The organism is Bradyrhizobium sp. P5_C12 (genome assembly GCF_054049735.1).
Genome location: NZ_JBFULU010000045.1, coordinates 37,993 through 60,961 on the forward strand (window position 1 = coordinate 37,993; position 22,969 = coordinate 60,961).

Below are 22,969 nucleotides of genomic sequence, written 5' to 3' on the forward strand. Positions count from 1 at the left end.
TCGCTAAAGCGATCCGACCTCTCCCCGCAAGCGGGGAGAGGTAAGGAAGACTACCGTCGCTCGCTCACGCCCATCTCGGCGGAGCTCCTGGCTTCCTGGGCGAGCTCGGCCGAGAGCGCGGCGGTCTGCGCCGGCGTGCCCCAGCTCGGTTCCTCGCTGCCGTCGCCCCAGTTGCGCGGCCGGTAGAAGGTGTGGACGCCGGTCTTGTACATCTTCTTCATCTCGGCGACCCAGGACGGACGCACCCAATAGGCGTGGTAGTGGGTGGATTTGCCGACTTCGGGCAGCCAGATCTGGCCGTCGAGCATCGCCTTCGAAATCTTCTTGGCGCGTTCCCACATCTCGGGCTCGCGGATCACGTCGGCGTTGTTGTCGCAGGCGAAGGTGAACTGGCAGGCGAAATGGCGGTGCTTGTTCTGATAGACCGCGCCGCACACGGTGTCGGGATATTTGCCGGAGAACACGCGGTTCATCACGACCTGCGCGACTGCGATCTGGCCGCGCACCGCTTCGCCGCGGGCTTCGAAATAGACGGCTTCGGCCAGGCACTTCTCGGACTTGGCGCGCGACTTGTCGTCGAGCGCGAGCCGCTCGGCCGGCGATCTGGCGCGCTGGTTGTCGGCGTTGACCTCGCCCTTGGGCGCGACGCTCTCGCCGCTCTCGATGTCCTTGGCAATGTCCTCCGACGGCGGCGTCAGCGAGGCCGTCACCTTCATGTCGGGATCCGGCATCACGATCAACGGCTCGGCACCGGGCTGCCAGCTCTCGATGCTCTCGAGCGAGCCGCCGAGCGAGGAGCTGCCGAAGAACAGGTTCGAGGTCTTGACGCTGAAGGGATCGCGCGGCGGCGCCGCCGGCGCGGCGGCCCGCTTCAACGCCTCGAGTGGCTGAACCGCGAGCGAGCGCGCGGTGTCGCTGGCCTGGGGCGCGCTGGAATATTGCGGCAGGGGCGGCGCGCGCAGCGCTTCCGCGAGCTCGGGATCGAGCGCGGCCGCGGACTCCGGCGACATGGCTTGCGGTAACGCGACGGTCTTGGCGCCGAACACCGAGCTGTTGGATGTCGCAGGATCCGGCTGCGCAGGAGCAACGGACGGCGCCGCCGTCTCGGGGGCCTGCGTGGGTGCAACGGTTGCGAGGCGATCACCCTTCATGGAGCGATCGACCTTGGGAAAGTCGGAGGCCTGGTAACGCGTCGGCGCCTGGAGCGTCGGATTGCGCGTGACGGTTCCGGTGATGTCGCGGCCGTCGAGGCTCGCGAGGCGAACCATCGCGCTCTGCGGAACCGACGTGCCGATCGGGCGGGCAAAGCTGTAGGTGGCGAGCTGGATGGAGGACGCCGCGGAAAACACCTGCTTCTGCCAGCGCTCGGCGACGCCGGGCTGACGCGCCAGCAGCGAAGCAATGTCCTGATAGCCGGTCTCTCTCGGCATCAATGCGAAGATGCAGAGACCGATGCCGAAGGACGCGAACCGCGCGCCCTTCGGATGGTTACGCAACACAAACATCGATACGCTCACGCTACGCTTACGCCAGAAAAATCGAACCGCAGTACATCCGTGCAATTCGATCTTTATCGTGAGTATCTAATTTAGGTTGCCGGGGCGTTAATCGACGTTGCGCACGCGGCACACACAAGCAATCGCAGGTGTTTTCACGGGGCGATTGCGTGCCTTGGTAAATTTCCGCCGACGTGAAACGGTAAACAAGCGGTCAACGCGAATGGTGAAGGAACCCTTGCGCGCACGTATCATTACGGGACGCGTGATGAGTTCCCGTTGTTGCAACAACATCCGCTGTCATGCCCCGCGAAGGCGGGGCATCCAGTACGCCGCGGCTCATCGGTTCATCACAGCCGTCTCGGCGTACTGGATCGCCCGCCTTCGCGGGCGATGACAGCGAGTGTGTGGTTAGCACTCGCAACAACACCAGTGTCTCAAATGAAAGAGGCGGGGCCAAAGCCCCGCCTCTCTCAACTCAATCCTGCTGCGCTTCGGCTTACGCCTGGCTCGCGACGGCCTTGCCGAGCGCGGCCTGCGCGGCGGCGAGGCGCGCGATCGGGACGCGGTAGGGCGAGCAGGAGACGTAGTCGAGGCCGATCGCGTGACAGAAGGCGACCGAGGCGGGATCGCCGCCGTGCTCGCCGCAGATGCCGACCTTGAGCGAGGCGCGCGTCTTGCGGCCGCGCGCGACGCCGATCTTGACCAGCTCGCCGACGCCTTCCTGGTCGAGCGCCACGAAGGGATCGACCGGAAGGATGCCCTTGGACACGTAGGTCCCGAGGAAGCTCGCGGCGTCGTCGCGGCTGATGCCGTAGGTGGTTTGCGTCAGATCGTTGGTGCCGAAGGAGAAGAACTCCGCCGATTCCGCGATCTCGGCCGCGAGCAGACAGGCCCGCGGCAGCTCGATCATGGTGCCGACCTGATAGGCGATCTTGGTGTTGGTGTGTTGCATCACCGCCTTCGCGGTGGCGTCGATGCGCGCCTTGACGAGGTCGAGCTCCATCTTGGTCGCGATCAGCGGCACCATCACCTCGAGGCCGACGGCCTTGCCGGTGCGCTTCTCGGCCTCGACGGCGGCTTCGAAGATCGCACGCGCCTGCATCTCGGCGATCTCCGGATAGGCGATCGCGATGCGGCAGCCGCGGAAGCCGAGCATCGGATTGAACTCCGACAGCTCGCGCGCGCGGTCGGCCAGACGCCGCGGATCGGTGTTCATGGCGCGCGCCACTTCCTCGACCTCGGCATGGGTGTGCGGCAGGAACTCGTGCAGCGGCGGATCGAGCAAACGGATCGTGACGGGCAGGCCCTTCATGATCTCGAACAGCTCGACGAAGTCGGCGCGCTGCATCGGCAGCAGTTTTGCCAGCGCGGCGCGGCGCGACTGCTCGTCCTCGGAGAGGATCATCTCGCGCACCGTGCGGATGCGCGTCTCCTCGAAGAACATGTGCTCGGTGCGGCACAGGCCGATGCCTTCCGCGCCGAACTTGATCGCGGTGCGGGCGTCCTCCGGCGTATCCCCGTTGACGCGGACGCCGATCTTGCGGACCTGATCGGCCCATTTCATCAGCGTGCCGAACTCGCCGGAGAGCTCCGGCTCGATCATCGGCATGCGGCCGGCCAGCACCTGGCCGAGCGAGCCGTCGATGGTGATGACGTCGCCGGTCTTGAAGGTGCGCGAACCGATGCTCATGGTGCCGCGGCCGTAATCGACGCGGATGGTGCCGCAGCCGGAGACGCAGGGCTTGCCCATGCCGCGCGCGACCACGGCGGCGTGGGAGGTCATGCCGCCACGGGTGGTCAAGATGCCTTCGGCGGCATGCATGCCGTGGATGTCCTCGGGGCTGGTCTCGATGCGGACCAGGATGACCTTGCGTCCGTCGCCCTGGAGCTTGGCCGCTTCATCCGAGGAGAACACGATCTCGCCGGAGGCAGCTCCAGGCGAGGCCGGCAGGCCGGTCGCGATCACGTCGCGCTTGGCGTTGGGATCGATGGTCGGATGCAGCAGTTGATCCAGCGAGGCCGGATCGATCCGCATCACCGCTTCCTTCTTGGTGATCAGGCCCTCATTGGCAAGCTCGACCGCGATGCGCAGCGCCGCCTTGGCGGTGCGCTTGCCGCCGCGGGTCTGGAGCATCCACAGCTTGCCCTGCTCGACCGTGAACTCCATGTCCTGCATGTCGCGGTAGTGCTTCTCGAGCAGCGTGTAGATCCGCGTCAGCTCCTTGAAGGCCTCCGGCATCGCCGCTTCCATCGACGCCTTGTCGGAGCCGGATTCCTTGCGCGCCTCTTCGGTGATGTCCTGCGGCGTGCGGATGCCCGCCACCACGTCCTCGCCCTGCGCGTTGATCAGGAACTCGCCGTAGAGCTTGCTCTCGCCGGTCGAGGGGTTGCGGGTGAAGGCAACGCCGGTCGCCGACGTCTCGCCCATGTTGCCGAACACCATGGCCTGCACGTTGACCGCGGTGCCCCAGGATTCCGGAATGTCATGCAGCTTGCGGTAGGTCACCGCACGCGCGTTCATCCAGGATGAAAACACAGCTCCGATCGCGCCCCAGAGCTGGTCGTGCGGATCCTGCGGAAAATCCCTGCCCGTCTCGCGTGCGACCGCATCCTTGTACTTGCCGACCAGGTCGACCCAGTCCTCGGCGGACAGATCGGTGTCGAGCGTGTAGCCCTGGCTGTCCTTGAAGGTGTCGAGGATTTCCTCGAAGTGATGATGCTCGAAACCGAGCACCACGTCGGAATACATGGTGATGAAGCGGCGATAGCTGTCATAGGCGAAGCGGCGGTCGCCCGACAGTTCGGACAACGCTTCCACGGTCTGGTCGTTGAGGCCGAGATTGAGCACGGTGTCCATCATGCCCGGCATCGAGGCGCGCGCGCCGGAGCGCACGGACACCAGCAGCGGGTTCTTGGCATCGCCGAAGATCTTGCCGGTCAACTTGCCGACATAGTCCAGCGCCTTCTCAACCTGCGACTGCAATTCCTTCGGATAGGTTTTGTCGTGCGCGTAGAAATAGGTGCAAACCGAGGTCGGGATGGTGAAGCCCGGAGGCACCGGCAGCCCCAGATTGGCCATCTCGGCGAGGTTGGCGCCCTTGCCGCCGAGCAGGTCGCGCAGCTCGGATTTGCCCTCGGCCTTGCCGTCACCGAACGTGAAGACCCACTTGCCGGCCTTGATCACGGCTGGCGCTGCCTTGGCTGGAGCTGCTTTGGCTGGTGCTGCCTTGGCTGGTGCTGCCTTGGCGGCAACCTTCGGCGCAACCGACTTGGTCGCGGCCTTCGCGGCAGGCTTCGTGGCCGGCTTGGCAGCGGGTTTGGCAGCGGGTTTGGCGACCGGCTTCGGGGCGCTCTTGGCAAGCACCTTGCGGGCCGCCGGCGCGGCTTTGGCCGTGGCGGAGGACTTTGATTTCGCTGGCATTTTCGCTGGAGTTTTATTGGGCTTCGAGGCGGCTTTGGCCATAGCTTGCACACAACCTGCGAGAGGAATGGGAAATCGCGCGCCTTACACCACTTTGGGCAGGGTCGCGCAAGTCGAAGAGTTCCGGAAAATGAAGGCCTAGAGATGGAGCCACTTCAACAATCCGAGCCCGATCGCACCATTTATGATGAGAAAGATCGCGACGATCAGGTTGAGGAGGCGCGGCATGATCAGGATGAGCACGCCCGCAAGCAGCGACAGGATCGGCGAAATGTGGGCGACGGTGATGTGCATGAACTGTTTTTCCAGGCTTGGGTAGAGCAAAGGCGAATCGCGGGCGGATCATAGCGGACCCGGTTCCGCGGGTAGAGACGCGTGAGGGCGCGCGCGGGTTCCGCGCTTCGCGAAAACTGCCCGAAATTGCCGCGAATGTGGCTGCGCTTTTCCCGGAACATTGCCAAGTCGCATGCATTGGCAACCGGTCGCGCCACTGGCGCCGGCTGAAATCACTTCGAAGGAGTTGCCCATGCGGAACAGGATTCTCGCCCTCACAGCGCTTGGCGTTGCGCTCGGGACGCCGATCGCAGCGTCTGCGCAATCCAGCGTCACGGTTGGGCGCGCGCCCGTCGTGGTCGATGGCGGCCCGTCCATCGCGGTCGAACAGCGGCCGGCGTTTCGTCAATATGTCGTCCAGGAGCGCGTTCCAGCCTTCACTGTCCCGGATCGCGTCGTGGTCGGTGCCACCTTACCCGAAGCCGGCATCACTTATTATGACGTGCCGCAACGTTTCGGCGCGACGACCTATCGCTACACCGTCGTGAACGGCGAGACCGTGCTGGTCGAGCCGCGCTCGCGGCGCATTGTCGAGGTGCTCGACTAAATCAGTTCAACTCGATGTCCGGCGCGCCGATTCAGGCTTGGCGCGCATCGCGTAGTAGCGGACATCAGGCCCTGCCCGGTCTTCCCCCACCGGGTGGGGCTTTTTTCTCTCGTGTCCCGGGCAAGCGAAGCGCGACCCGGGACCCAGAAGCTACGAGCACGCGGCGGCATGGGCCCCGGCTCAGCAGCGCATCACGCCGCGAAGAGGCGGCGCGCTGCGCTGCGTCCGGGGCACGAGATCAATCCTGGATCTTGGAAAAATCCGCCACCGCGCGCGTGGCGCTGCGGATTTCGTTGAGCAGCTTGAGGCGGTTTTCGCGCACCTTTGGATCATCATCGTTGACGCGGACCTTGTCGAAGAACGCATCGACCGGCGGACGCAGTTTTGCCATCGCGCTCATGGCGGCAGCAAAATCTTCCTTGGCGACGGCGGCGCTGGCTTCTGCCTGCACTTCGCCAATCGCCTTCGCCAGCGCCTTCTCCTCGCCGAGGCTATAGAGCGCAGCATCGGGTGCGCCGTCGAACGTGCGCTTGTCTTTTTTCTCCTCGATGCCGAGGATGTTGCTGGCGCGCTTGATGCCGGCGAGCAAATTCTTGCCGTCGTCAGACTCGAGGAATTTGCCGAGCGCCTCGACGCGGCGGACAATCATCAGCAGGTCGTCCTGGCCACCGAGCGCGAACACGGCGTCGACGAGATCGTGACGCGCGCCCTGCTCGCGGAGCTGGACCTTGAGGCGGTCGGCGAAGAAGGCAAGCAGATCACTCGGAAGTTTTGCGCCATCAACTGCGATCGCCTTGCTTGGAAATCCGGACATTGCCGACCAAGCGTTCTTCAAGATCGAAAACCGCAGCGCGTTCTCGGTGATCAACCTGATCACACCCAGCGCCGCGCGACGCAGCGCATACGGGTCCTTCGATCCCGTCGGCTTCTCGTCGATCGCCCAGAAGCCGACGAGCGTATCGATCTTGTCGGCAAGCGCCACCGCAACGCTGACCGGATCGGTCGGCACGCGATCTGCGGGGCCCTGCGGCTTGTAGTGCTCCTCGCAAGCAGCTGCGACAGAGGCATCCTCGCCCTGCGCCAGCGCGTAATACTTGCCCATCAGGCCCTGCACCTCAGGGAATTCGCCGACGACTTCGGTCAGCAAATCCGCCTTCGCCAGATGCGCGGCGCGGGTCGTCTTGGCGACGTCGGCGCCGACCAGCGGCGCGATCTCGGCGGCCAAGCGTTCGATGCGCTTGATGCGCTCGGCCTGTGTGCCGAGCTTCTCGTGGAACACGATCTGCTCGAACTTCGGCAGCCGGTCTTCCAGCTTGGTCTTCAGATCGGTCTCGTAGAAGAACTTCGCATCCGACAGCCGTGGGCGGATGACGCGTTCGTTGCCGGCGACGATGGTCTTGCCGCCGTCGGGCGCCTCGATATTGGCGGTGAGGACGAACTTGTTGGTCAGCTTGCCCGTCTTGGCATCCCTGACGACGAAGCACTTCTGGTTGTTGCGGATGGTGGCGCGGATCACCTCTTCGGGGATCGCGAGATATTCCTTCTCGAACGATCCCATCATGACGACCGGCCATTCGACGAGGCCTGAGACCTCATCCAGCAGCACCTGATCCTCGACCAGCTCGAGGCCTTGCGCGAACGCCAGCTCCTTGGCGTCGGCGAGGATGATGTCCTTGCGCGCCTGCGGATCGAGAATGACTTTGGCGGCCTTCAGCTTGGCCTCGTAATCCTCGAAGCGGCGCACCTGGATCGCGGCCGGCGCCATGAAGCGATGGCCATAGGTGGTCTGGCCGGTCTCGATGCCATCCACCGAGAATGTCACGACATCGGGCTCTTCGGTTTCAAGTCCGAAGGTTGCGGTGATCGCATGCAGCGGACGCACCCAGCTCAGCGATCCCGGTTTTCCCGAGCGCGCGCCCCAGCGCATCGATTTCGGCCAGGGGAAGGTGCGGATGATCACCGGCAGAATCTCGGCCAGCACGTCGATCGCCGGGCGCCCGGGCTTCTCGATCAGCGCGATGTAGAAGTCGCCCTTCGGGTCGCGCTGGATCTTGGCTTCGTCGAGCGATGCCAGACCTGTCGCTTTCAGAAAGCCCTGCACGGCCGCCTCTGGCGCGCCCATTTTCGGTCCGCGCCGTTCGGTCTTCAGGTCGGGCTGACGCGCAGGGATTCCGTGCACGGTGAGCGCGAGGCGGCGCGGCGTCGCGAACGCCTTTGCGCCTTCGTAGACGAGGCCTTCGGCGACGAGCTTGTCGGTGACCATGCGGCGCAGATCGTCGGCCGCCTTGGCCTGCATGCGCGCGGGGATTTCTTCCGAGAACAGTTCCAGCAACAATTCGGGCATCAGGCCGCTCCGCCCGCTTCAGTATGTATCCACGCCTCGCCGCAGGCCTTTGCCAGCTCGCGCACGCGAAGAATGTAGCTCTGCCGCTCGGTCACGGAGATCACGCCGCGGGCATCGAGCAGGTTGAAGACGTGGCTCGCCTTGATGCACTGGTCATAGGCGGGCAGCGCCATCAGATGCGCCTCGCGCTTGCCGTCCTTCCAGCCCGCATCGAGATATTTTCTGCAGGCCGCTTCAGCCATCTTGAACTGCTCGAACAACATCGCGGTGTCGGCAACTTCGAAGTTGTGCTTCGAGTACTCCCGCTCGGCCTGGAGGAAGACGTCGCCATAGGTGACCTTGGCGTCGCCGTCGCGGCCGTTGAAATTGAGGTCGTAGACGCGGTCGACGCCCTGCACATACATCGCGAGGCGCTCGAGCCCGTAGGTGAGCTCGCCCGCGACCGGCGCGCATTCGAAGCCGGCGACCTGCTGGAAATAGGTGAACTGGCTGACTTCCATGCCGTCGCACCAGCACTCCCATCCCAAGCCCCAGGCGCCCAGCGTCGGGCTCTCCCAGTCGTCCTCGACGAAGCGGATGTCGTGCACGGCGGAATCGATGCCGATGGCGGCGAGCGACTTCAGGTACAGCTCCTGAAGGTTCGGCGGCGACGGCTTCATGATCACCTGGAACTGGTAATAGTGCTGCATCCGGTTCGGGTTCTCGCCGTAGCGGCCGTCCTTGGGCCGGCGCGAGGGCTGCACATAGGCCGCGTTCCAGGGTTTTGGCCCGAGCGCGCGAAGGGTGGTCGCCGGATGGAAAGTACCCGCGCCCATCTCCATGTCGTAGGGCTGCAGGATCACGCAGCCCTGCTCGGCCCAGAACCGCTGGAGCGCGAGGATGAAGCCCTGGAACGAGCGTTCCGGGCGCATATGGGCGGGCAATGAGGCGTCCATCGTCAGATCGGGCTCTCGCGGGGGGTTTTGAATCGCGCGGGACCGTATCGACGGCGGGGTTGGGAATCAAGGCAAAGGGGCAAATGGCGTCATTCCGGGGCGCCCGAAGGGCGAACCCGGAATCTCGAGATTCTCAGGTGCGCAATTGCGCACCATAGTTCGATGCGTCGCATCGCCCCGGGATGACGGCGTATGGAAAGACGCGGCTAACCCGGCCGATAAGCTCCGGTCACGGGATCCTGCTTCAGGGTCTGGATGTGCCCCATATGGGCGGCCTCGGCGACGCGCGAGAGGCGCATCTCCTCCAGCTCCTGGTTGATCCGGACAGCGGTCTTGTAGGCCCAGCGGACCACGGCAAGCCCGCCCAGGACGCCCGCGAAAGCGACGAACGGCGGCATCTGTCGATCCTTGTCTAGTGCTCAGCCCCCACGCGCATTCTCGCGCAGACCGGGCCGCGCCGCAATTGGCTCGGGCCGGACCAAATGGCGCGGGAGGGCGTCGCCTAGAACCCGAATTTCGCCCAAATCGCGCGCGTTTCGATCGCCGAGATCAGCTCATCCGGCAGCCCCACCATTGATTCCAGGGCCGAAAGCTGGCCCGCGCCGGGCGATTTCCGCCCCAAAAGGCCGGACAGCAGCCCACTCGGCTGTGCGATCACGGGGGTGAGAACCTTCTCGCCATAGCGGGCACGAAGAGTTGAGCGGAGATCGCCGATCCCGTCGGCGAGCCCCAGCGCGATCGAGCTGTCGCCGGCCCAGTACTCGCCGGTGAACAGGGTGTCGTCGGTGCCCTTCAGCCGCGCGCCGCGGCTCTCCTTCACCAGCGAAATGAAGATCTGGTGGATCTCGCGCTGGAGCGCCTTCAGCTTCGCCACGTCGTCGGGGTTTTCGGGCAGGAACGGATCGAGCATCGCCTTGTGCGCGCCGGCCGTGTAAAGCCGCCGCTCGATGCCGAGCCGCTTGATCGCTTCCTGGAAACCAAAGCTGCCGCCGACCACGCCGATCGAGCCGAGGATCGAGGACGGATCGCAAAAGATCTCGTCGCCCGCGCAGGCGATCATGTAGCCGCCCGACGCCGCGACGTCCTCGACGAACACCAAAACCTTCAGCTTCTTCTCGGCCGCGAGCTGCTTGATGCGCAGATAGATCTGGCGCGACTGCACCGGCGAGCCGCCGGGCGAGTTGATCACCAGCGCCACCGCCTTGGCGTTCCGAATCGAAAACGCCCGCTCCAGCACCCGCGCGACGCCGGCGAGCGTCATGCCCGGACGCAGCGGCGTCACCGCGCCGATCACGCCCGACAGCCGCACCACCGGCACCACCGCCGTGCCCGGGCGGAAGCGCGCCGGGAGATATTGCATGAGCTTGTCGGCCAGGCCGGAACCCTCGCGATCGTTCAATTGTTCGGCCATGCCGTCACCCCTGATTAACCATTTCTTATCACGCGACTGTCATTGAAGTTGGCTGGAACGTGTTTTGCAAATTCCCCGTTGGGAAGCTGCAATAAGGCAGCGGAGGAAACGCCATGAAGATCTATCTGCTGTTGATGCTGATCGGTGCGCTTTTCACGGCGATTCGCTTCACCTCGCCGCAGGAGCAGCAGACGGAATCGCTTCCGCAGTAGGCCGTCACGGCTCCGCCAGCGGCAAGATCGCCCTCCCTTCCAGAATATCCTTCACCTCTTTTTTAGGCACGCGTGACTCGTCGTTAAGCATCAGGCCCGGCAGCAATCGCGTCGGGGCCCGGCCGCCTTTGACTGCGCGCACCAGCACGCGGATCGCGGGACGACCCGCCTCGCCATGAACCGGCAGGACCGACAGGCTGCCGAAGCCGCGTGACAGCGCTGCCAAAACCTCAGCTATCCCATCCGCGCGCCAGATCAAGGTCAGCACACCGCTCGATCGGAGGATGCGCCGCGCCGCATGCACCCAGGCATCCAGCGTCTCGCCCGTCGCCACATGCGCGACCTGCCGCGCCTGATCCGGCGAGCCGCGATGCCGCGTGGAATCGTTGAAGGGCGGGTTCATCAGCACATGATCGACACTGTCAGGCACAAGCCCATGGGCCGCGAAGGCCTGCGCATCGGCCGTGACGTCGAGCACGATCGCCTCGGCCGAAATCCCATTCGCCGCCGCATTGGCGCGCGCGAGCTCCGCCAGCTCCGGATCGATCTCGACCAGGCTGAGGCTGATGCCGGGCACGCGCCAAGCGAGCGCCAGCCCGGCGGTGCCGATGCCGGCGCCGAGATCGACCACGCGGTCGCCTGCCCGGGCCTCTGTCGCCGCCGCGAGGAGAATGGCATCGTGTCCGGCGCGGTGGCCGGACCGCTTCTGCTTCAGGCGCAGCTGTCCGCCGAGAAAGGCGTCCTCGGTGAGGTCAGCCGCGGCCTCAGTCATCGCCGCGCAATTCGTGGCTGAGGCCCGCCTCGGTCAGAAGCTGCCGGGCCTCGTGGGCGTCGTCCTCATGGACCAGGATCCGCCGCGGCAAAATGCCGAGCGAGCCCTCGATAACGCTCATGTTCTGGTCCAGCACCAGATGATGGATATTGGCGCCGTCGAGCAGCGCGCCGATCGCCGACACCAGCACCATATCGTTGGTCCGAACCAGTTCTCGCAAAACACAGGCCTCCTGCCTGACGGGGGTTAAGCGGCAATGTCAATGGTTCCACGGCCCTTGCCGCATCCGCGTCCAGTTTCTATTGTCTTTGCATCAGAATAGCCCCTCCGGGGCAAATATTGGAGACCGGCGTGGCCGTCATCGTACCTTTCGAAACCCCCGGCGCGTCGATCGAAGAGCTGGTTGCCCTTGTCGCCCCTGACATGGAGCGCGTCAACGCGACGATCCTGTCGCGGACCGGCTCCGAGGTGACCATGATCCCGGAAGTGGCCAACCATTTGATCTCCTCCGGGGGAAAGCGGCTGCGGCCGATGCTGACGCTGGCCATGGCCAACCTTGCCGGCTACAACGGCGACGGCCACATCAAGCTCGCCGCAAGCGTCGAGTTCATGCATACCGCGACCCTGCTCCACGACGACGTCGTCGACGAGAGCGAGATGCGCCGCGGCAGGCTGTCGGCGCGCATGCTCTGGGGCAACGAGGCGAGCGTGCTGGTCGGTGACTTCCTGCTCGGCCAGGCCTTTCGCATGATGGTCGAGGTCGGCTCGCTGCGCGCGCTCGACATCCTCTCCGCAGCAGCCGCAACCATCGCCGAGGGCGAGGTGATGCAGCTCGCCGCCGCCAAGAACACCGCGACCACCGAGGACGAATATCTCGCCGTGATCCGCGGCAAGACCGCCGAGCTGTTCGCGGCCGCCTGCGAGGTCGGCCCCGTGATCGCCAACCGCCCGAAGGCGGAGCAGACCGCCTGCCGCTCGGTCGGCATGAATCTCGGCATCGCCTTCCAGCTCGTCGACGACGTGCTCGATTACGGCGGCAAAAGCGCAAAACTCGGCAAGAACACCGGCGACGATTTCCGCGAGGGCAAGATCACCCTGCCGGTGGTGCTCGCCTTCCGCCGCGGCAACGACACCGAGCGGGCCTTCTGGATCCGGGCACTCGAGCGCGGCGAGATCGGCGACACCGATCTCGACCACGCCCTCGGCCTGATGAACAAGCACCGCGCGCTCGAGGACACGCTGAGCCGCGCCCAGCACTACGGTGCCATGGCGGTCGACGCGCTGGCGCTGTTCCCGTCCTCGCCGATGAAGGGCGCGCTGGAGCAGGTCGTGGCGTTCTGCCTGGCACGGTCGCATTAGGTCTTCTCGTTTCGGCACGCTGCCCGCCTCACACTCGCCGTCGTCCCGGCGAAGGCCGGGACGACATCGTTGAGATAGCGCTCCTCTGCTCCCGCATCGTCATTGCAAGCGCAGCGAAGCAATCCAGAATCTTTCCGCGGAAACAGTCTGGATTGCTTCGCTGCGCTCGCAATGACGGAGTATGGCGCCCGGCCATCGTTCGCCAACTCGCATCTCAATTCGCAGCGACAGCTTCGCCGCTCGCTCCACCCGTGCATGCTTCTGCTCACCCGGTAACTTGCATTTTGCAAGCCACTCCCTTACCTTCCCGCCATGCAGCCCAAATCCCCCTCCATCCTGGAATGCCCGGTCGGCCGCGCCGTCGAAACGGTCGGCGAATGGTGGAGCATCCTGATCCTTCGGGATGCGTTTCAGGGCGCGACGCGGTTCGACGAGTTTTCGCAAAGTCTCGGGATCGCGCCGAACATCCTGTCACGGCGCCTCGCTCATCTCACCGACGCCGGCATGTTCGTGCGCCGCCGCTATCACGAGCGGCCGCCGCGTTACGAATATGTGCTGACGCAGAAGGCGCGGGATTTCTTCCCCGTGATCGCGACGCTGCTCGCCTGGGGCAACAAGCATCTCGCGCCGAAGGGCGAGGCCATCGTGCTGGCGAGCCGGGACGGCGTTCGTCCGCTCGATCCGGTCGTCGTCGACGCCGCCAGCATGCATCCGATCACGCTCGCCAACGCGGTCGTCGTCCCCGGCCCGCGCGCAAGCCGCGGGATGCGGCGGCGGCTCGCCTCGCTCAAGGCCATGAACCCGGCCGTTGCGCCGGCTGGAGACTGACATGCGTCGTATCGTCGTGACGGGAATGGGCGCGGTATCGCCGCTCGGCTGCGGTGTCGAACTGTCCTGGCGCCGGCTGCTCGCCGGTCAAAGCGGGCTGCGCGCCCTGCCCGAATGGTCGCAGGCGCTGCCGGCGCGCATTGCCGGCCTCGTGCCCGACAAGGCCAGCGACACCGACGGTGGCTTCGATCCGGCGCAGGCCGCGGCGCCAAAAGATCAGCGCAAGATGGACCGCTTCATCCTGTTCGCGCTGCTCGCCGCCGCGGAGGCGATCGCGCAGGCCAAATGGGCGCCCCAGGATGCAACGGCACTGGAACGGACCGCGACGATCATCGCCTCCGGCGTCGGCGGCTTCCCGGCGATGGTGGAGGCGGTGCGTATCACCGACCAGCGCGGTCCACGGCGGCTGTCGCCATTCACCATCCCCTCGTTCCTCGCCAATCTCGCCGCCGGTCACGTCTCGATCAAATACGGCTACAAGGGCCCGCTGGGGACACCGGTTACGGCTTGCGCCGCCGGCGTCCAGGCGATCGGCGATGCGGCGCGCATGATCCGCGCGGGCGAAATCGACGCGGCGATCTGCGGCGGCGCTGAGGCCTGCATCGATCTCGTCAGTCTCGGCGGCTTCGCGGCGGCGCGCGCGCTGTCGAGCGGGTTCAACGACGCGCCCGCGCGCGCCTCGCGCCCGTTCGATCGCGACCGCGACGGTTTCGTCATGGGCGAAGGCGCGGGCATTGTGGTGATCGAGGAGCTCGAGCATGCGCTGGCGCGCGGCGCGGCGCCGATCGCGGAGATCGTGGGATATGGCACCACGGCGGACGCCTATCACATGACGTCAGGTCCGCCCGATGGCGACGGTGCACGGCGCGCCATGGAGATCGCGCTGCGGCAGGCGCGGCTCGCGCCCGGCGAGTTGCAGCACCTGAACGCCCATGCGACGTCGACGCCGGCCGGCGACGAAGGCGAGCTTGGCGCCATCGCCGCGCTGTTCGGCCGCAACCGCAGCATCGCGGTGAGCGCGACGAAGTCGGCCACCGGTCATCTGCTCGGCGCGGCCGGCGGCCTTGAGGCGATCTTCACCGTGCTTGCCCTGCGCGACCAGATCGCCCCGCCGACGCTCAACCTCGAAAATCCAGATCCCGGCGCCGAGGGCATCGACATCGTCTCAGGCAGCGCGCGGCCGATGCCGATGCGGCATGCCATCTCCAACGGTTTCGGCTTCGGAGGGGTGAATGCCAGCGTGATCTTCCGCCGGTTCGGCTAGACGAGGACTTGCAATCACGCCGGGCATTGTTACCAAAGCGGGATGACCGAAACCAATTTCTGGCTGTTCCTGGCGGCCGCACTCGTCATCGCCGCCATTCCCGGCCCCGGCATCTTCTACGTCGCGGCGCGGACCTTGTCGGAAGGACGCGCGAGCGGCTTTGCATCGACCGCGGGCACAGCGCTGGGCGGCCTGGTCCATGTGCTGGCAGGCAGCCTCGGCATCTCCGCCATCATCCTCGCCAGCGCCGAGCTGTTTGCCGCCGTGAAGCTCGTCGGCGCGCTGTATCTGGTCTGGCTCGGCATCCGCACCTTTCGCAACGCCGGCCGCACGCTGTCGCTCGACAGTGAGGCCGTCGGCGACAAGCGCGCGTTCCGCGATGGCGTGCTGGTCGAGRCGCTGAACCCGAAGACCGCGGCATTCTTCCTGGCGTTCATTCCGCAGTTCCTCGATCCGGCATCCTCAAACCCGACGCTGCAATTCATCCTGCTGGGCGCGATCTCGGTCACCTTGAACACGCTCGTCGATGTCATCGTGGTGCTGATGGCCTCGGTGACGCGCACGCAACTGACCGGCCGGCCGCATCTGATGCGTCGCCTCACCCAGGGCTCCGGCGTCTTCATCGCGGGCCTCGGCGTTTCGCTGGCGCTGGCGCGGCGGCCGGCAAATGGCTAGCGTCCCGCACAGCCACTTCTATGAATCACACGGGCTGCGGCTGCATTATGCCGACTGGGGCAATGAGGGGGCGCCGGCCGTCATCCTGGTTCACGGCGGCCGGGATCATTGCCGGAGCTGGGACGTCATCGCCCGATCTCTGCAGCCGCATTTCCACGTGCTCGCGCCCGACCTGCGCGGACATGGCGATTCCGACTGGACCAGAGGCGGCAGCTACGCGCTGACCGAGTATGTGTACGATCTCGCGCAGCTCGTCCGCGCCGTCGCGGCGCCTCAGGTGATTCTCGTCGGCCATTCGATGGGCGGCATGGTGAGCCTGATCTTTTCGGGATCATTCCCCGAGCTGGTCTCGAAGCTGGTCGTGCTCGACGGCGTGACCATGTTGCCGGATACGCCGAAGCCGCCGGCGCATGAGCGCATCAGCAAATGGATCGGCCAGCTCGACAGGCTGCACGACCGCACGCCGCGTCGCTATGCGACCCTCGAGGACGCGGCGGCGCAGATGGTGCTTCACAACAAGCGCCTCGCGCGCGAACTCGCGCTGCATCTTGCAACGCATGGCTCACGACAGAACGAGGACGGCACCTATAGCTGGAAGTTCGATCCCTATCAGCGTGCCAGCGCACCGCACCGGCTCTGGCCGGACGACCACGTCGCGCTGTGGTCGCGCATCGCCTGTCCGACGCTGCTCCTGAATGCCGGCGAAAGCTTTCTGGCCGGCGCCAGGGCCGCGGGCCTGGAGCGTTACTTTCAACAGGCGCGCGTCGAGACCGTCGCCGGCGCCGGACACTGGCTGCAGCACGACAAGCCGCAAGAGGTGCTGGGCGCGATCCGAAAGTTTCTTGGGCTCGCCGAGGACGGCGCGGATTAGCTCCACCGCCGTAGGGTGGGCAAAGCGAAGCGTGCCCACCACTTCAATCGCGCGACCTGGATACATGGTGGGCACGGCGCTGTCGCGCCTTTGCCCACCCTACGGCGGCCGCGATTAGCTCAACGTCCCCGCATGCACCCACCAGCCGGGGTGATCGCTGCGGATCCTTTCGGCGGCGGCGTGCGTCTCGGCGGGCGCGCCGAAGATCGCAAAACAGGTCGCGCCCGAGCCGGACATGCGGGCGAGCTTGACGCCGCTCGATGCACGCAGCGCCTCCAGCACCTCGCCGATCACCGGCTCGATGCGCATCGCGGGGGCTTCGAGGTCATTGGCGACGGTTTCGAGAACGTCAACCCAATCGGCGATGGACGCGCCGTCTTCCGGCCAGGCCGGGGCGTCAAGGACGGAGGTGGCGCCCACCAGGAGCTCGCCATGACGCAGGCCCAGCGCCCGGAACACGTCCTGGGTCGCGACGGGCACGCGCGGATTGACCATGACGCAGGGCATGCTCGGCAACGCCAGCGGCAACAACTGCTCGCCGACGCCGGTCATGTCGCAGGCGCGCGAGAACAGGCACACCGGGACGTCGGCGCCGGTCGCGAGCGCGACCTTCTGCAGCCGGGGATCATCGAGCGACAGATTGTTGAGACGCGCCAGCAGCCGCAGCGCCGCAGCCGCATCGGCCGAACCGCCGCCGATGCCAGCCGCAACGGGGAGCACCTTGTCGAGCGCGAACGCTCCAAACTTCAGCCCCGGCACGGCTTCGGCCAGAAGCTTCGCCGCCTTGAACACGAGATTGTCGGCGGTATCGCCGCACGCCGCAGCCAGCGGTCCGGTGGTGGCGAGCTTCAGCTCACCGCCCGGCTCCAAGGTGAGCCGATCGGCGCAGTCCGCAAAGGCAACCACGCTTTCGAGATCATGATAACCGTCGGCACGACGGCCGACGACGCGAAGGCTCAGATTGACCTTCGCCCGTCCTTCTTCAATCAACGCCGGCATTGGCGGCACGCCCCCGAAACTCATCCTCGTTCGCGCATGATCTTATCGGAAAACCGCTGCACACTTTTCCGGATCATGCGCCCCAGATCAACCGCCCTTGCCGTCGTCCTTCTTCTTATCGGCCTGCGCGGCCGAGGAATTCGAATCGTCGGTCAGCCCGTTCGCGATCTTGGCCTCGATCTTCGGCAGATCGTCGGGCTCGGGCTTGAGATCGCGCGCATGCGCCCACTGGAACTTGGCCTCCAGCGTGCGGCCGACGCGCCAATAGGCATCGCCAAGGTGATCGTTGATGGTGGGATCCTCGGGCTTGAGGTCGATCGCGCGCTCGAGGTTCTTCACCGCCTCCTCGTAATTGCCGATGCGGTAGTAGGCCCAGCCGAGGGAGTCGACGATGTAGCCGTCGTCGGGACGCTGCTCGACGGCGCGCTTGATCATCTTCATGCCGTCGTCGAGGTTGACGCCCTGGTCGATCCAGGAATAGCCGAGATAGTTGAGGACATGCGCCTGGTCGGGCTGGAGCTCGAGCGCCTTCTTCATGTCGGCTTCGGCCTTGCCCCACTGCTTGGAGCGCTCCTCGCAGATGCCGCGATAATAATACCAGACGCTGTTGGCCTTGTCGTTGCCGGCCGGCAGCACCTCGATGCCTTGCGAATAGGTCGCACCGCAGTCGCCGAACCTCTTGCGGCYGCKCTCGAGATTGCCGAGCGCCATGATGGCTTCGAGGTCCTTGGGATCCTCGCTCACCACGCCCTTGAGGATCTTGATCGCCTCGTCGGTACGGTCGGCGGAATCCAGATCGACGGCGAGCTGGATCTGCGCGTTGCGCTTCAACGGCGACGACGCCGGCACGCGTTCATAGACCTTGATCGCCATCTGCGGCCGCTTCACCGATTCATAGAGGTCGGCGAGCGACAGCAGCGCCAGCGGATGGCTGGGCTGGAGATAGAGTGCGAGCTGGAGGTAGACCAGCGCCAGATCCTCGCCGCCGCGGCGGGTCAGCGTGGCGCCGATGCCATACAGCGCTTCGGCCGCACCGGCTTGCGCGGAATCGGCTAGCGGCGGCATCTTCCTGCCGGCCTTGGTCTCGCGCAGGCCTTCCACGATCAGCGGATGACGGGCGAGCTTCTTGTCGAAGGCCTGGTAGACGGTGGTCGCGGCGGCGGAATCCTTGTTGCGCGACAGCCAACGCGCATAGGCCTCGGTGACGCGCAGCATGGAATCGTCGAGCTTGTAGGCGCGCTCGAAGCGGGTGCCCGCATCCTTCTCCTTGCCGGAGAGTTCGAGGATCATGCCGGCGTGGAGATCCTTGAACAGCGGGTACCATTCGGGACCAGCCAGCTTGTCGATGGTGGCGACACCGCCCTTGGCGTCGCCTGCGCCGTAGGCGGCCCAGCCCGACAGCAGCGTCGCGACCAGATCGGTGATCGGCCCGCGGATCGACTGGTTGATGTTGGTCTGGGCGGTCGCATACTTCTTGAACTTGAGATCGTGCACGCCGACGACGAGGCGCGCGACGCGGTTGGTCTTGTCGATGGTGAGAATGCGCTCGGCGAGCTTGACCGCTTCATCGATGTCGCCATCGGCGACCGAGGAGATGAAGGCGCGGTCGAGCAGCTCGTTGTTCTTGGGATCGGTGCGCAGCGCCGAGCGGTAGAAGGCGGCGGCGGACGCCGCGTCGCGCTCGACGCTGGCGTGGCGGGCGGCAAGATAGCTGCCGGCGGTGGTGAGCGACTTCAGATCGTTGCGGGTCGGAAACTGCGCCGCCGTGTTCTCCGGATGATCCGGCGTCTGCGCCATGACCCTGCCGGGGACCGTCGCGATCGCTGTGCCCATGAGGGCGATGGCGGCAACAGTCCAGCGGTTGAAACGATTTGAAAACATCAGGGCTCGCCTTGAGTTGGTAGTGCCTGGGTTTGGAGCAAAGGCCGTCTCGCATGCGAACGCGGCCGGCGACATCGGGACCCGGAACCGTCAGGGCCGGACAATGCCGCTTTTGGCGCTTCACCGCAAGGATTCGGACCGGACGATCCCCCTCCGCACGCCCCAAATCGGCCGTAGGCGCCCCCAAGACGCTCCTAGTATGGCCTTATCGTGGCCGGGACCGGCGTCCGCGGCCCGACCCTCACGCGAACGTGCGTCACATTGCCTTGGCTTAATGCGCCTGGCTTACATGGCCTCGTAGTTCGGACCGCCGCCGCCCTCCGGGGGAACCCAGGTGATGTTGCCGTTGGGGTCCTTCACGTCGCAGGTTTTGCAGTGGACGCAGTTCTGGGCGTTGATCTGGTAACGCGGGCTCGCGCCCTCCTCGACCCACTCATAGACGCCAGCCGGGCAATAGCGGTTCGAGGGACCCGCGAAGACGTCGTGCTCGGACGTCTTCTGGAGGTTCATGTCGGCCACCTTGAGATGGACCGGCTGGTCCTCCTCATGATTGGTGTTGGACAGGAACACCGACGACAGCTTGTCGAAGGAGATTTTTCCGTCCGGCTTCGGGTAGTTCTTCGGTGCATGCTGCTTGGCCGGATCGAGCGTCGACCGATCGGGCTTGGCATGCGACTGCGTGCCGAACAGCGAGCCGCCGAACAGCGTGTTGCACCACATGTCGAAGCCGCCGAGCGCGACGCCGATCACGGTGCCGAACTTCGACCACAGCGGCTTGACGTTGCGGACCAGGAAAAGATCCTTGCCGACGGACGAGGAACGCCAGGCGTTCTCGTAATCGATGATCTCGTCATTGGCGCGATCGGCGGCGAGTGCGGCTGCGACATGCTCGGCCGCGAGCATGCCGGTGCCCATCGCATTGTGCACGCCCTTGATGCGCGGGACGTTGACGAAGCCGGCCGCGCAGCCGATCAGCGCACCGCCGGGGAAGCTCAGCTTCGGCACCGACTGGTAGCCGCCCTCGGTGATGGCGCGCGCACCATAAGCGAGCCGCTTGCCGCCTTCGAACGTGCCGCGGATCGAGGGATGGGTCTTGAAGCGCTGGAACTCGTCGAACGGCGACAGATACGGATCGTCGTAGTTGAGATGCACAACGAAGCCGACGGCGACGAGATTGTCGTCGTAATGGTACAGGAACGAGCCGCCGCCGGTCTTCATGTCGAGCGGCCAGCCGAAGGAATGCTGGATCAGGCCCTTCTGGTGTTTGGCGGGGTCGATCTGCCAGACTTCCTTCAGGCCGATACCGAATTTCGACGGCTCGCTGTTGGAGTCGAGCGCGAACTTCGCGATCAGCTGCTTGGTCAGGCTGCCGCGGGCGCCTTCGGCGAACAGCGTGTACTTGCCGAGCAATTCCATGCCACGGGTAAACGAATCCTTCGGCTTGCCGTCCCGGCCGATGCCCATGTCGCCGGTGGCGATGCCCCTCACCGCGCCCTGCTCGTCATAGAGCACCTCGGCTGCGGCAAAGCCCGGATAGATCTCCACGCCGAGTGCTTCCGCCTTGCGCGCCAGCCAGCGGCAGACATTGCCGAGCGAGCCGATATAGCAGTGGTGGTTGTACATCAGCGGCGGCATGATGAAGTTCGGCAGCTTGATCGCACCGCCGCCCGTCATCCAGTAGAAGCGGTCGTCCTTCACCTGCGTCTTCAGCGGGCAGTCGGAATCCTCGCGCCAGTCCGGGATCAGCTTGTCGAGCCCGGCCGGATCGATCACGGCGCCGGAGAGAATATGCGCGCCGACCTCGGAACCCTTCTCCACCACGACGATGTTGAGATCGGCGTTGAGCTGCTTCAGCCGGATCGCGGCCGACAGGCCCGAGGGGCCGGCGCCGACGATGACGACGTCGAATTCCATGGATTCGCGCGGGGGAAGTTCTTCGGTGCTCATCTGATCTCAGCCCTTGAGACGGTTCCTCGGTCGTTTGCGCCCCCTTGTTTCCGATTTTTCCGGGTAGGACAACCTCGGAAATGCGTTCCGCTGGGATGCAAGGCGGCTCAAACTGATATAAAGGTCTGACTTTCCAAATGATCCTCGAACCCGCCCCCACCGTCCGCGAGCTTCTTGCCTTCTACCTGGAGGCCGGTGTCGATTGCGCGCTCGCGGAGGAACCGATCGACCGGCTGGCGGAGGCCGAGGTCCCGCCGCCGGCCCCGCGCGCGGCGCCGCCGGTCGAGGCGCCGCGGCCGGTTGCAGCACCTGCCGTGATGCGCGGCGAGGCCGCGCCCGCGCCTGACATCGCGATCGCCTCGGCCCGCGAGGCCGCGCGCACCGCGCCGACGCTGGAGGCGCTGCGCGAGCTGATGCAAGGCTTCGAGGGCTGCGCGCTGAAGCACACCGCGACGCGGCTGGTGTTCGCCGACGGCAATCCGCAGGCGCGCATCATGTTCGTCGGCGAGGCGCCGGGCCGCGATGAAGACATCGAGGGACTGCCCTTCGTCGGGCGCAGCGGCAAGCTGCTCGACCTCATGATCGGCGCGATCGGGCTCAACCGCACCACCGCGTACATCGCCAACGTGATTCCATGGCGGCCGCCGGGCAACCGCACACCGACGCCGCAGGAGACGCAAATCTGCCTGCCCTTCATCCAGCGCCAGATCGAGCTGGTGAACCCGGATGTGCTGGTGACGCTCGGCAATCCCTCGACGCAGACGCTGCTGTCGACCCGCGAGGGCATCATGCGCACCCGCGGGCGCTGGTTCGACTACGACACCGGCGCGCGCACCATCCGCGCGCTGCCGACGTTCCACCCGGCCTATCTGCTGCGCTCGCCGTCCTACAAGCGGCTGGCCTGGCAGGATCTGCGGGCAATCGCGAAGGTGCTGGGGCAAGGCGCGGCGTAGCGACACAAACACCGTCATTCCGGGGCTCGCGAAGCGAGAGCCCGGAATCCATCGAGCGACAGAGTTGGTGGATGAATGGATTCCGGGCTCGCGGCTTTGCCGCGCCCCGGAATGACGACCGTGGCTACGGCCCCTTCGGCCGCACGATGGCCCAGCCGATGCGCAACAATTGCTGGCGTCCCGTCACCAGCCATTCGAAGGCGCGCGGCACTTCCGGGACGATGCCGGGGAAGCGCTTGAGGATTTCGGGCGGCGGCGTGCCGGCGGTGTCGGAGGCGCGCCAAACCACGACGCCGCCGGTCTCGCTGAACCTGGCCTGATTCATCCACGGCGTCCGCGCGGGCTCGGCATCGATGAAGAGATGCGGCCGGCCGGAATGCAGCGTGATCAGGCTCGCCAGCTGGGTCTCGCCGGCGACCGCGCGCAGGCGATGGTTGGTGCGGCGGGCAAAGCTCTCGTCAAAGAAGTCCGAGATATCGCGCGCCGGCATCGAGGTCGCGATCTCGCCGGTACCGGTCCAGGGCAGGAACAGGACCGCGAGCACGACGCCCGCGGCCGGCGCCACGACGGCAGCCGCCCACACCGTGCGCAGCATCCGTGCGCGACGCATCGCGATGAGATCGCCGGCGGCCACGACCACGGCGAGCCCCGACATCACCAGCACGACGCCCGCGCCGCCGACGACGCCGTCGAGCCCGAACAGGCCGGAAAGCAGAAC

Annotated in this window: 19 protein-coding genes and 1 pseudogene; 7 read left to right on the top strand and 13 right to left on the bottom strand. The window is 65.8% G+C overall.

Annotated elements, in window-relative coordinates:
* Window positions 1–50: 50 nt before the first annotated feature.
* The 3 genes from ACXJMY_RS30135 to ACXJMY_RS30145 form a co-directional block, all read right to left on the bottom strand.
* Window positions 51–1,505 (bottom strand): cell wall hydrolase, encoded by a 1,455-nt coding sequence (locus tag ACXJMY_RS30135; RefSeq protein ID WP_456622984.1) that lies wholly within the window; start codon window positions 1,503–1,505, stop codon window positions 51–53.
* 490 nt (window positions 1,506–1,995) lie between these two features.
* Entirely contained in the window at window positions 1,996–4,962 is a 2,967-nt protein-coding gene (gene ppdK, locus ACXJMY_RS30140; RefSeq protein WP_456622985.1) for a pyruvate, phosphate dikinase, read from the bottom strand.
* A 96-nt stretch (window positions 4,963–5,058) separates the two neighbouring features.
* The gene (locus ACXJMY_RS30145) at window positions 5,059–5,214 is read right to left on the bottom strand and encodes a DUF3096 domain-containing protein (protein ID WP_007594951.1); all 156 of its coding nucleotides are present in this window, start codon (window positions 5,212–5,214) and stop codon (window positions 5,059–5,061) included.
* Between the two features lie 232 nt (window positions 5,215–5,446).
* Here ACXJMY_RS30145 and ACXJMY_RS30150 point away from each other — a divergent pair, with 232 nt between their 5' ends.
* On the top strand, window positions 5,447–5,800 hold the full coding sequence (locus ACXJMY_RS30150; protein WP_456622986.1) for a DUF1236 domain-containing protein: 354 nt from the start codon (window positions 5,447–5,449) through the stop codon (window positions 5,798–5,800).
* A gap of 238 nt (window positions 5,801–6,038) precedes the next feature.
* On the opposite strand, the gene glyS is transcribed toward ACXJMY_RS30150, so the two are convergent.
* The 6 genes from glyS to ACXJMY_RS30180 form a co-directional block, all read right to left on the bottom strand.
* Window positions 6,039–8,144, bottom strand: a complete 2,106-nt coding sequence (glyS, locus tag ACXJMY_RS30155) for a glycine--tRNA ligase subunit beta (RefSeq protein WP_456622987.1) — start codon at window positions 8,142–8,144, stop codon at window positions 6,039–6,041.
* Window positions 8,144–9,079, bottom strand: coding sequence for a glycine--tRNA ligase subunit alpha (locus tag ACXJMY_RS30160; protein WP_135179137.1), 936 nt, complete (start codon window positions 9,077–9,079; stop codon window positions 8,144–8,146). The genes glyS and ACXJMY_RS30160 overlap by 1 nt, the downstream gene beginning before the upstream one ends.
* Window positions 9,080–9,285: 206 nt before the next feature.
* Window positions 9,286–9,477: a hypothetical protein gene (locus ACXJMY_RS30165; protein ID WP_456622988.1), complete on the bottom strand. Its 192-nt coding sequence runs from the start codon at window positions 9,475–9,477 to the stop codon at window positions 9,286–9,288.
* 104 nt (window positions 9,478–9,581) lie between these two features.
* On the bottom strand, window positions 9,582–10,490 hold the full coding sequence (locus ACXJMY_RS30170) for a S49 family peptidase (RefSeq protein ID WP_456622989.1): 909 nt from the start codon (window positions 10,488–10,490) through the stop codon (window positions 9,582–9,584).
* 216 nt (window positions 10,491–10,706) lie between these two features.
* Window positions 10,707–11,474 (bottom strand): tRNA1(Val) (adenine(37)-N6)-methyltransferase, encoded by a 768-nt coding sequence (locus ACXJMY_RS30175; protein WP_456622990.1) that lies wholly within the window; start codon window positions 11,472–11,474, stop codon window positions 10,707–10,709.
* Entirely contained in the window at window positions 11,467–11,694 is a 228-nt protein-coding gene (locus ACXJMY_RS30180) for a putative signal transducing protein (RefSeq protein WP_456622991.1), read from the bottom strand. The genes ACXJMY_RS30175 and ACXJMY_RS30180 overlap by 8 nt, the downstream gene beginning before the upstream one ends.
* A 131-nt stretch (window positions 11,695–11,825) precedes the next feature.
* Between ACXJMY_RS30180 and ACXJMY_RS30185 the strand changes: the two genes are divergently transcribed.
* From ACXJMY_RS30185 to ACXJMY_RS30205, 5 genes are all read left to right on the top strand, one after another.
* Window positions 11,826–12,833, top strand: coding sequence for a polyprenyl synthetase family protein (locus ACXJMY_RS30185; protein WP_456622992.1), 1,008 nt, complete (start codon window positions 11,826–11,828; stop codon window positions 12,831–12,833).
* A 312-nt stretch (window positions 12,834–13,145) separates the two neighbouring features.
* Window positions 13,146–13,661 (top strand): winged helix-turn-helix transcriptional regulator, encoded by a 516-nt coding sequence (locus ACXJMY_RS30190; RefSeq protein WP_456622993.1) that lies wholly within the window; start codon window positions 13,146–13,148, stop codon window positions 13,659–13,661.
* A 1-nt stretch (window position 13,662) separates the two neighbouring features.
* Entirely contained in the window at window positions 13,663–14,925 is a 1,263-nt protein-coding gene (gene fabF / locus ACXJMY_RS30195) for a beta-ketoacyl-ACP synthase II (RefSeq protein ID WP_456622994.1), read from the top strand.
* Window positions 14,926–14,967: 42 nt separating this feature from the next.
* The gene (locus ACXJMY_RS30200) at window positions 14,968–15,600 is read left to right on the top strand and encodes a LysE family translocator (RefSeq protein ID WP_456622995.1); all 633 of its coding nucleotides are present in this window, start codon (window positions 14,968–14,970) and stop codon (window positions 15,598–15,600) included.
* Complete coding sequence (locus ACXJMY_RS30205) at window positions 15,593–16,471, top strand: alpha/beta fold hydrolase (RefSeq protein ID WP_456622996.1); 879 nt, start codon at window positions 15,593–15,595, stop codon at window positions 16,469–16,471. Before ACXJMY_RS30200 ends, ACXJMY_RS30205 begins: the two co-directional genes overlap by 8 nt.
* A 114-nt stretch (window positions 16,472–16,585) precedes the next feature.
* Here ACXJMY_RS30205 and ACXJMY_RS30210 read toward each other — a convergent pair whose 3' ends face one another.
* The 3 genes from ACXJMY_RS30210 to ACXJMY_RS30220 form a co-directional block, all read right to left on the bottom strand.
* Window positions 16,586–17,470 (bottom strand): 4-(cytidine 5'-diphospho)-2-C-methyl-D-erythritol kinase, encoded by an 885-nt coding sequence (locus ACXJMY_RS30210; protein ID WP_456622997.1) that lies wholly within the window; start codon window positions 17,468–17,470, stop codon window positions 16,586–16,588.
* 87 nt (window positions 17,471–17,557) lie between these two features.
* Window positions 17,558–19,351: a tetratricopeptide repeat protein gene (locus tag ACXJMY_RS30215; protein WP_456622998.1), complete on the bottom strand. Its 1,794-nt coding sequence runs from the start codon at window positions 19,349–19,351 to the stop codon at window positions 17,558–17,560.
* A gap of 285 nt (window positions 19,352–19,636) precedes the next feature.
* The gene (locus ACXJMY_RS30220; RefSeq protein ID WP_456622999.1) at window positions 19,637–21,298 is read right to left on the bottom strand and encodes an electron transfer flavoprotein-ubiquinone oxidoreductase; all 1,662 of its coding nucleotides are present in this window, start codon (window positions 21,296–21,298) and stop codon (window positions 19,637–19,639) included.
* A gap of 137 nt (window positions 21,299–21,435) precedes the next feature.
* On the opposite strand from ACXJMY_RS30220, the gene ACXJMY_RS30225 reads away from it, so the two are divergent.
* Window positions 21,436–22,251, top strand: a complete 816-nt coding sequence (locus ACXJMY_RS30225) for a uracil-DNA glycosylase (RefSeq protein ID WP_456623000.1) — start codon at window positions 21,436–21,438, stop codon at window positions 22,249–22,251.
* A 124-nt stretch (window positions 22,252–22,375) separates the two neighbouring features.
* Here ACXJMY_RS30225 and ACXJMY_RS30230 read toward each other — a convergent pair.
* A pseudogene (locus ACXJMY_RS30230) lies at window positions 22,376–22,969 on the bottom strand (glycosyltransferase family 39 protein); the annotation flags it as partial.

Coding starts and splice junctions, on each gene's coding strand:
- ACXJMY_RS30165 (WP_456622988.1), bottom strand. CDS start 9,477: ATGCCGCCGTTCGTCGCTTTCGCGGGCGTCCTGGGCGGGCTTGCCGTG.
- ppdK (WP_456622985.1), bottom strand. CDS start 4,962: ATGGCCAAAGCCGCCTCGAAGCCCAATAAAACTCCAGCGAAAATGCCA.
- glyS (WP_456622987.1), bottom strand. CDS start 8,144: ATGCCCGAATTGTTGCTGGAACTGTTCTCGGAAGAAATCCCCGCGCGC.
- ACXJMY_RS30145 (WP_007594951.1), bottom strand. CDS start 5,214: ATGCACATCACCGTCGCCCACATTTCGCCGATCCTGTCGCTGCTTGCG.
- ACXJMY_RS30220 (WP_456622999.1), bottom strand. CDS start 21,298: ATGAGCACCGAAGAACTTCCCCCGCGCGAATCCATGGAATTCGACGTC.
- ACXJMY_RS30135 (WP_456622984.1), bottom strand. CDS start 1,505: ATGTTTGTGTTGCGTAACCATCCGAAGGGCGCGCGGTTCGCGTCCTTC.
- ACXJMY_RS30205 (WP_456622996.1), top strand. CDS start 15,593: ATGGCTAGCGTCCCGCACAGCCACTTCTATGAATCACACGGGCTGCGG.
- fabF (WP_456622994.1), top strand. CDS start 13,663: ATGCGTCGTATCGTCGTGACGGGAATGGGCGCGGTATCGCCGCTCGGC.
- ACXJMY_RS30210 (WP_456622997.1), bottom strand. CDS start 17,470: ATGCCGGCGTTGATTGAAGAAGGACGGGCGAAGGTCAATCTGAGCCTT.
- ACXJMY_RS30190 (WP_456622993.1), top strand. CDS start 13,146: ATGCAGCCCAAATCCCCCTCCATCCTGGAATGCCCGGTCGGCCGCGCC.
- ACXJMY_RS30175 (WP_456622990.1), bottom strand. CDS start 11,474: ATGACTGAGGCCGCGGCTGACCTCACCGAGGACGCCTTTCTCGGCGGA.
- ACXJMY_RS30150 (WP_456622986.1), top strand. CDS start 5,447: ATGCGGAACAGGATTCTCGCCCTCACAGCGCTTGGCGTTGCGCTCGGG.
- ACXJMY_RS30170 (WP_456622989.1), bottom strand. CDS start 10,490: ATGGCCGAACAATTGAACGATCGCGAGGGTTCCGGCCTGGCCGACAAG.
- ACXJMY_RS30160 (WP_135179137.1), bottom strand. CDS start 9,079: ATGGACGCCTCATTGCCCGCCCATATGCGCCCGGAACGCTCGTTCCAG.
- ACXJMY_RS30225 (WP_456623000.1), top strand. CDS start 21,436: ATGATCCTCGAACCCGCCCCCACCGTCCGCGAGCTTCTTGCCTTCTAC.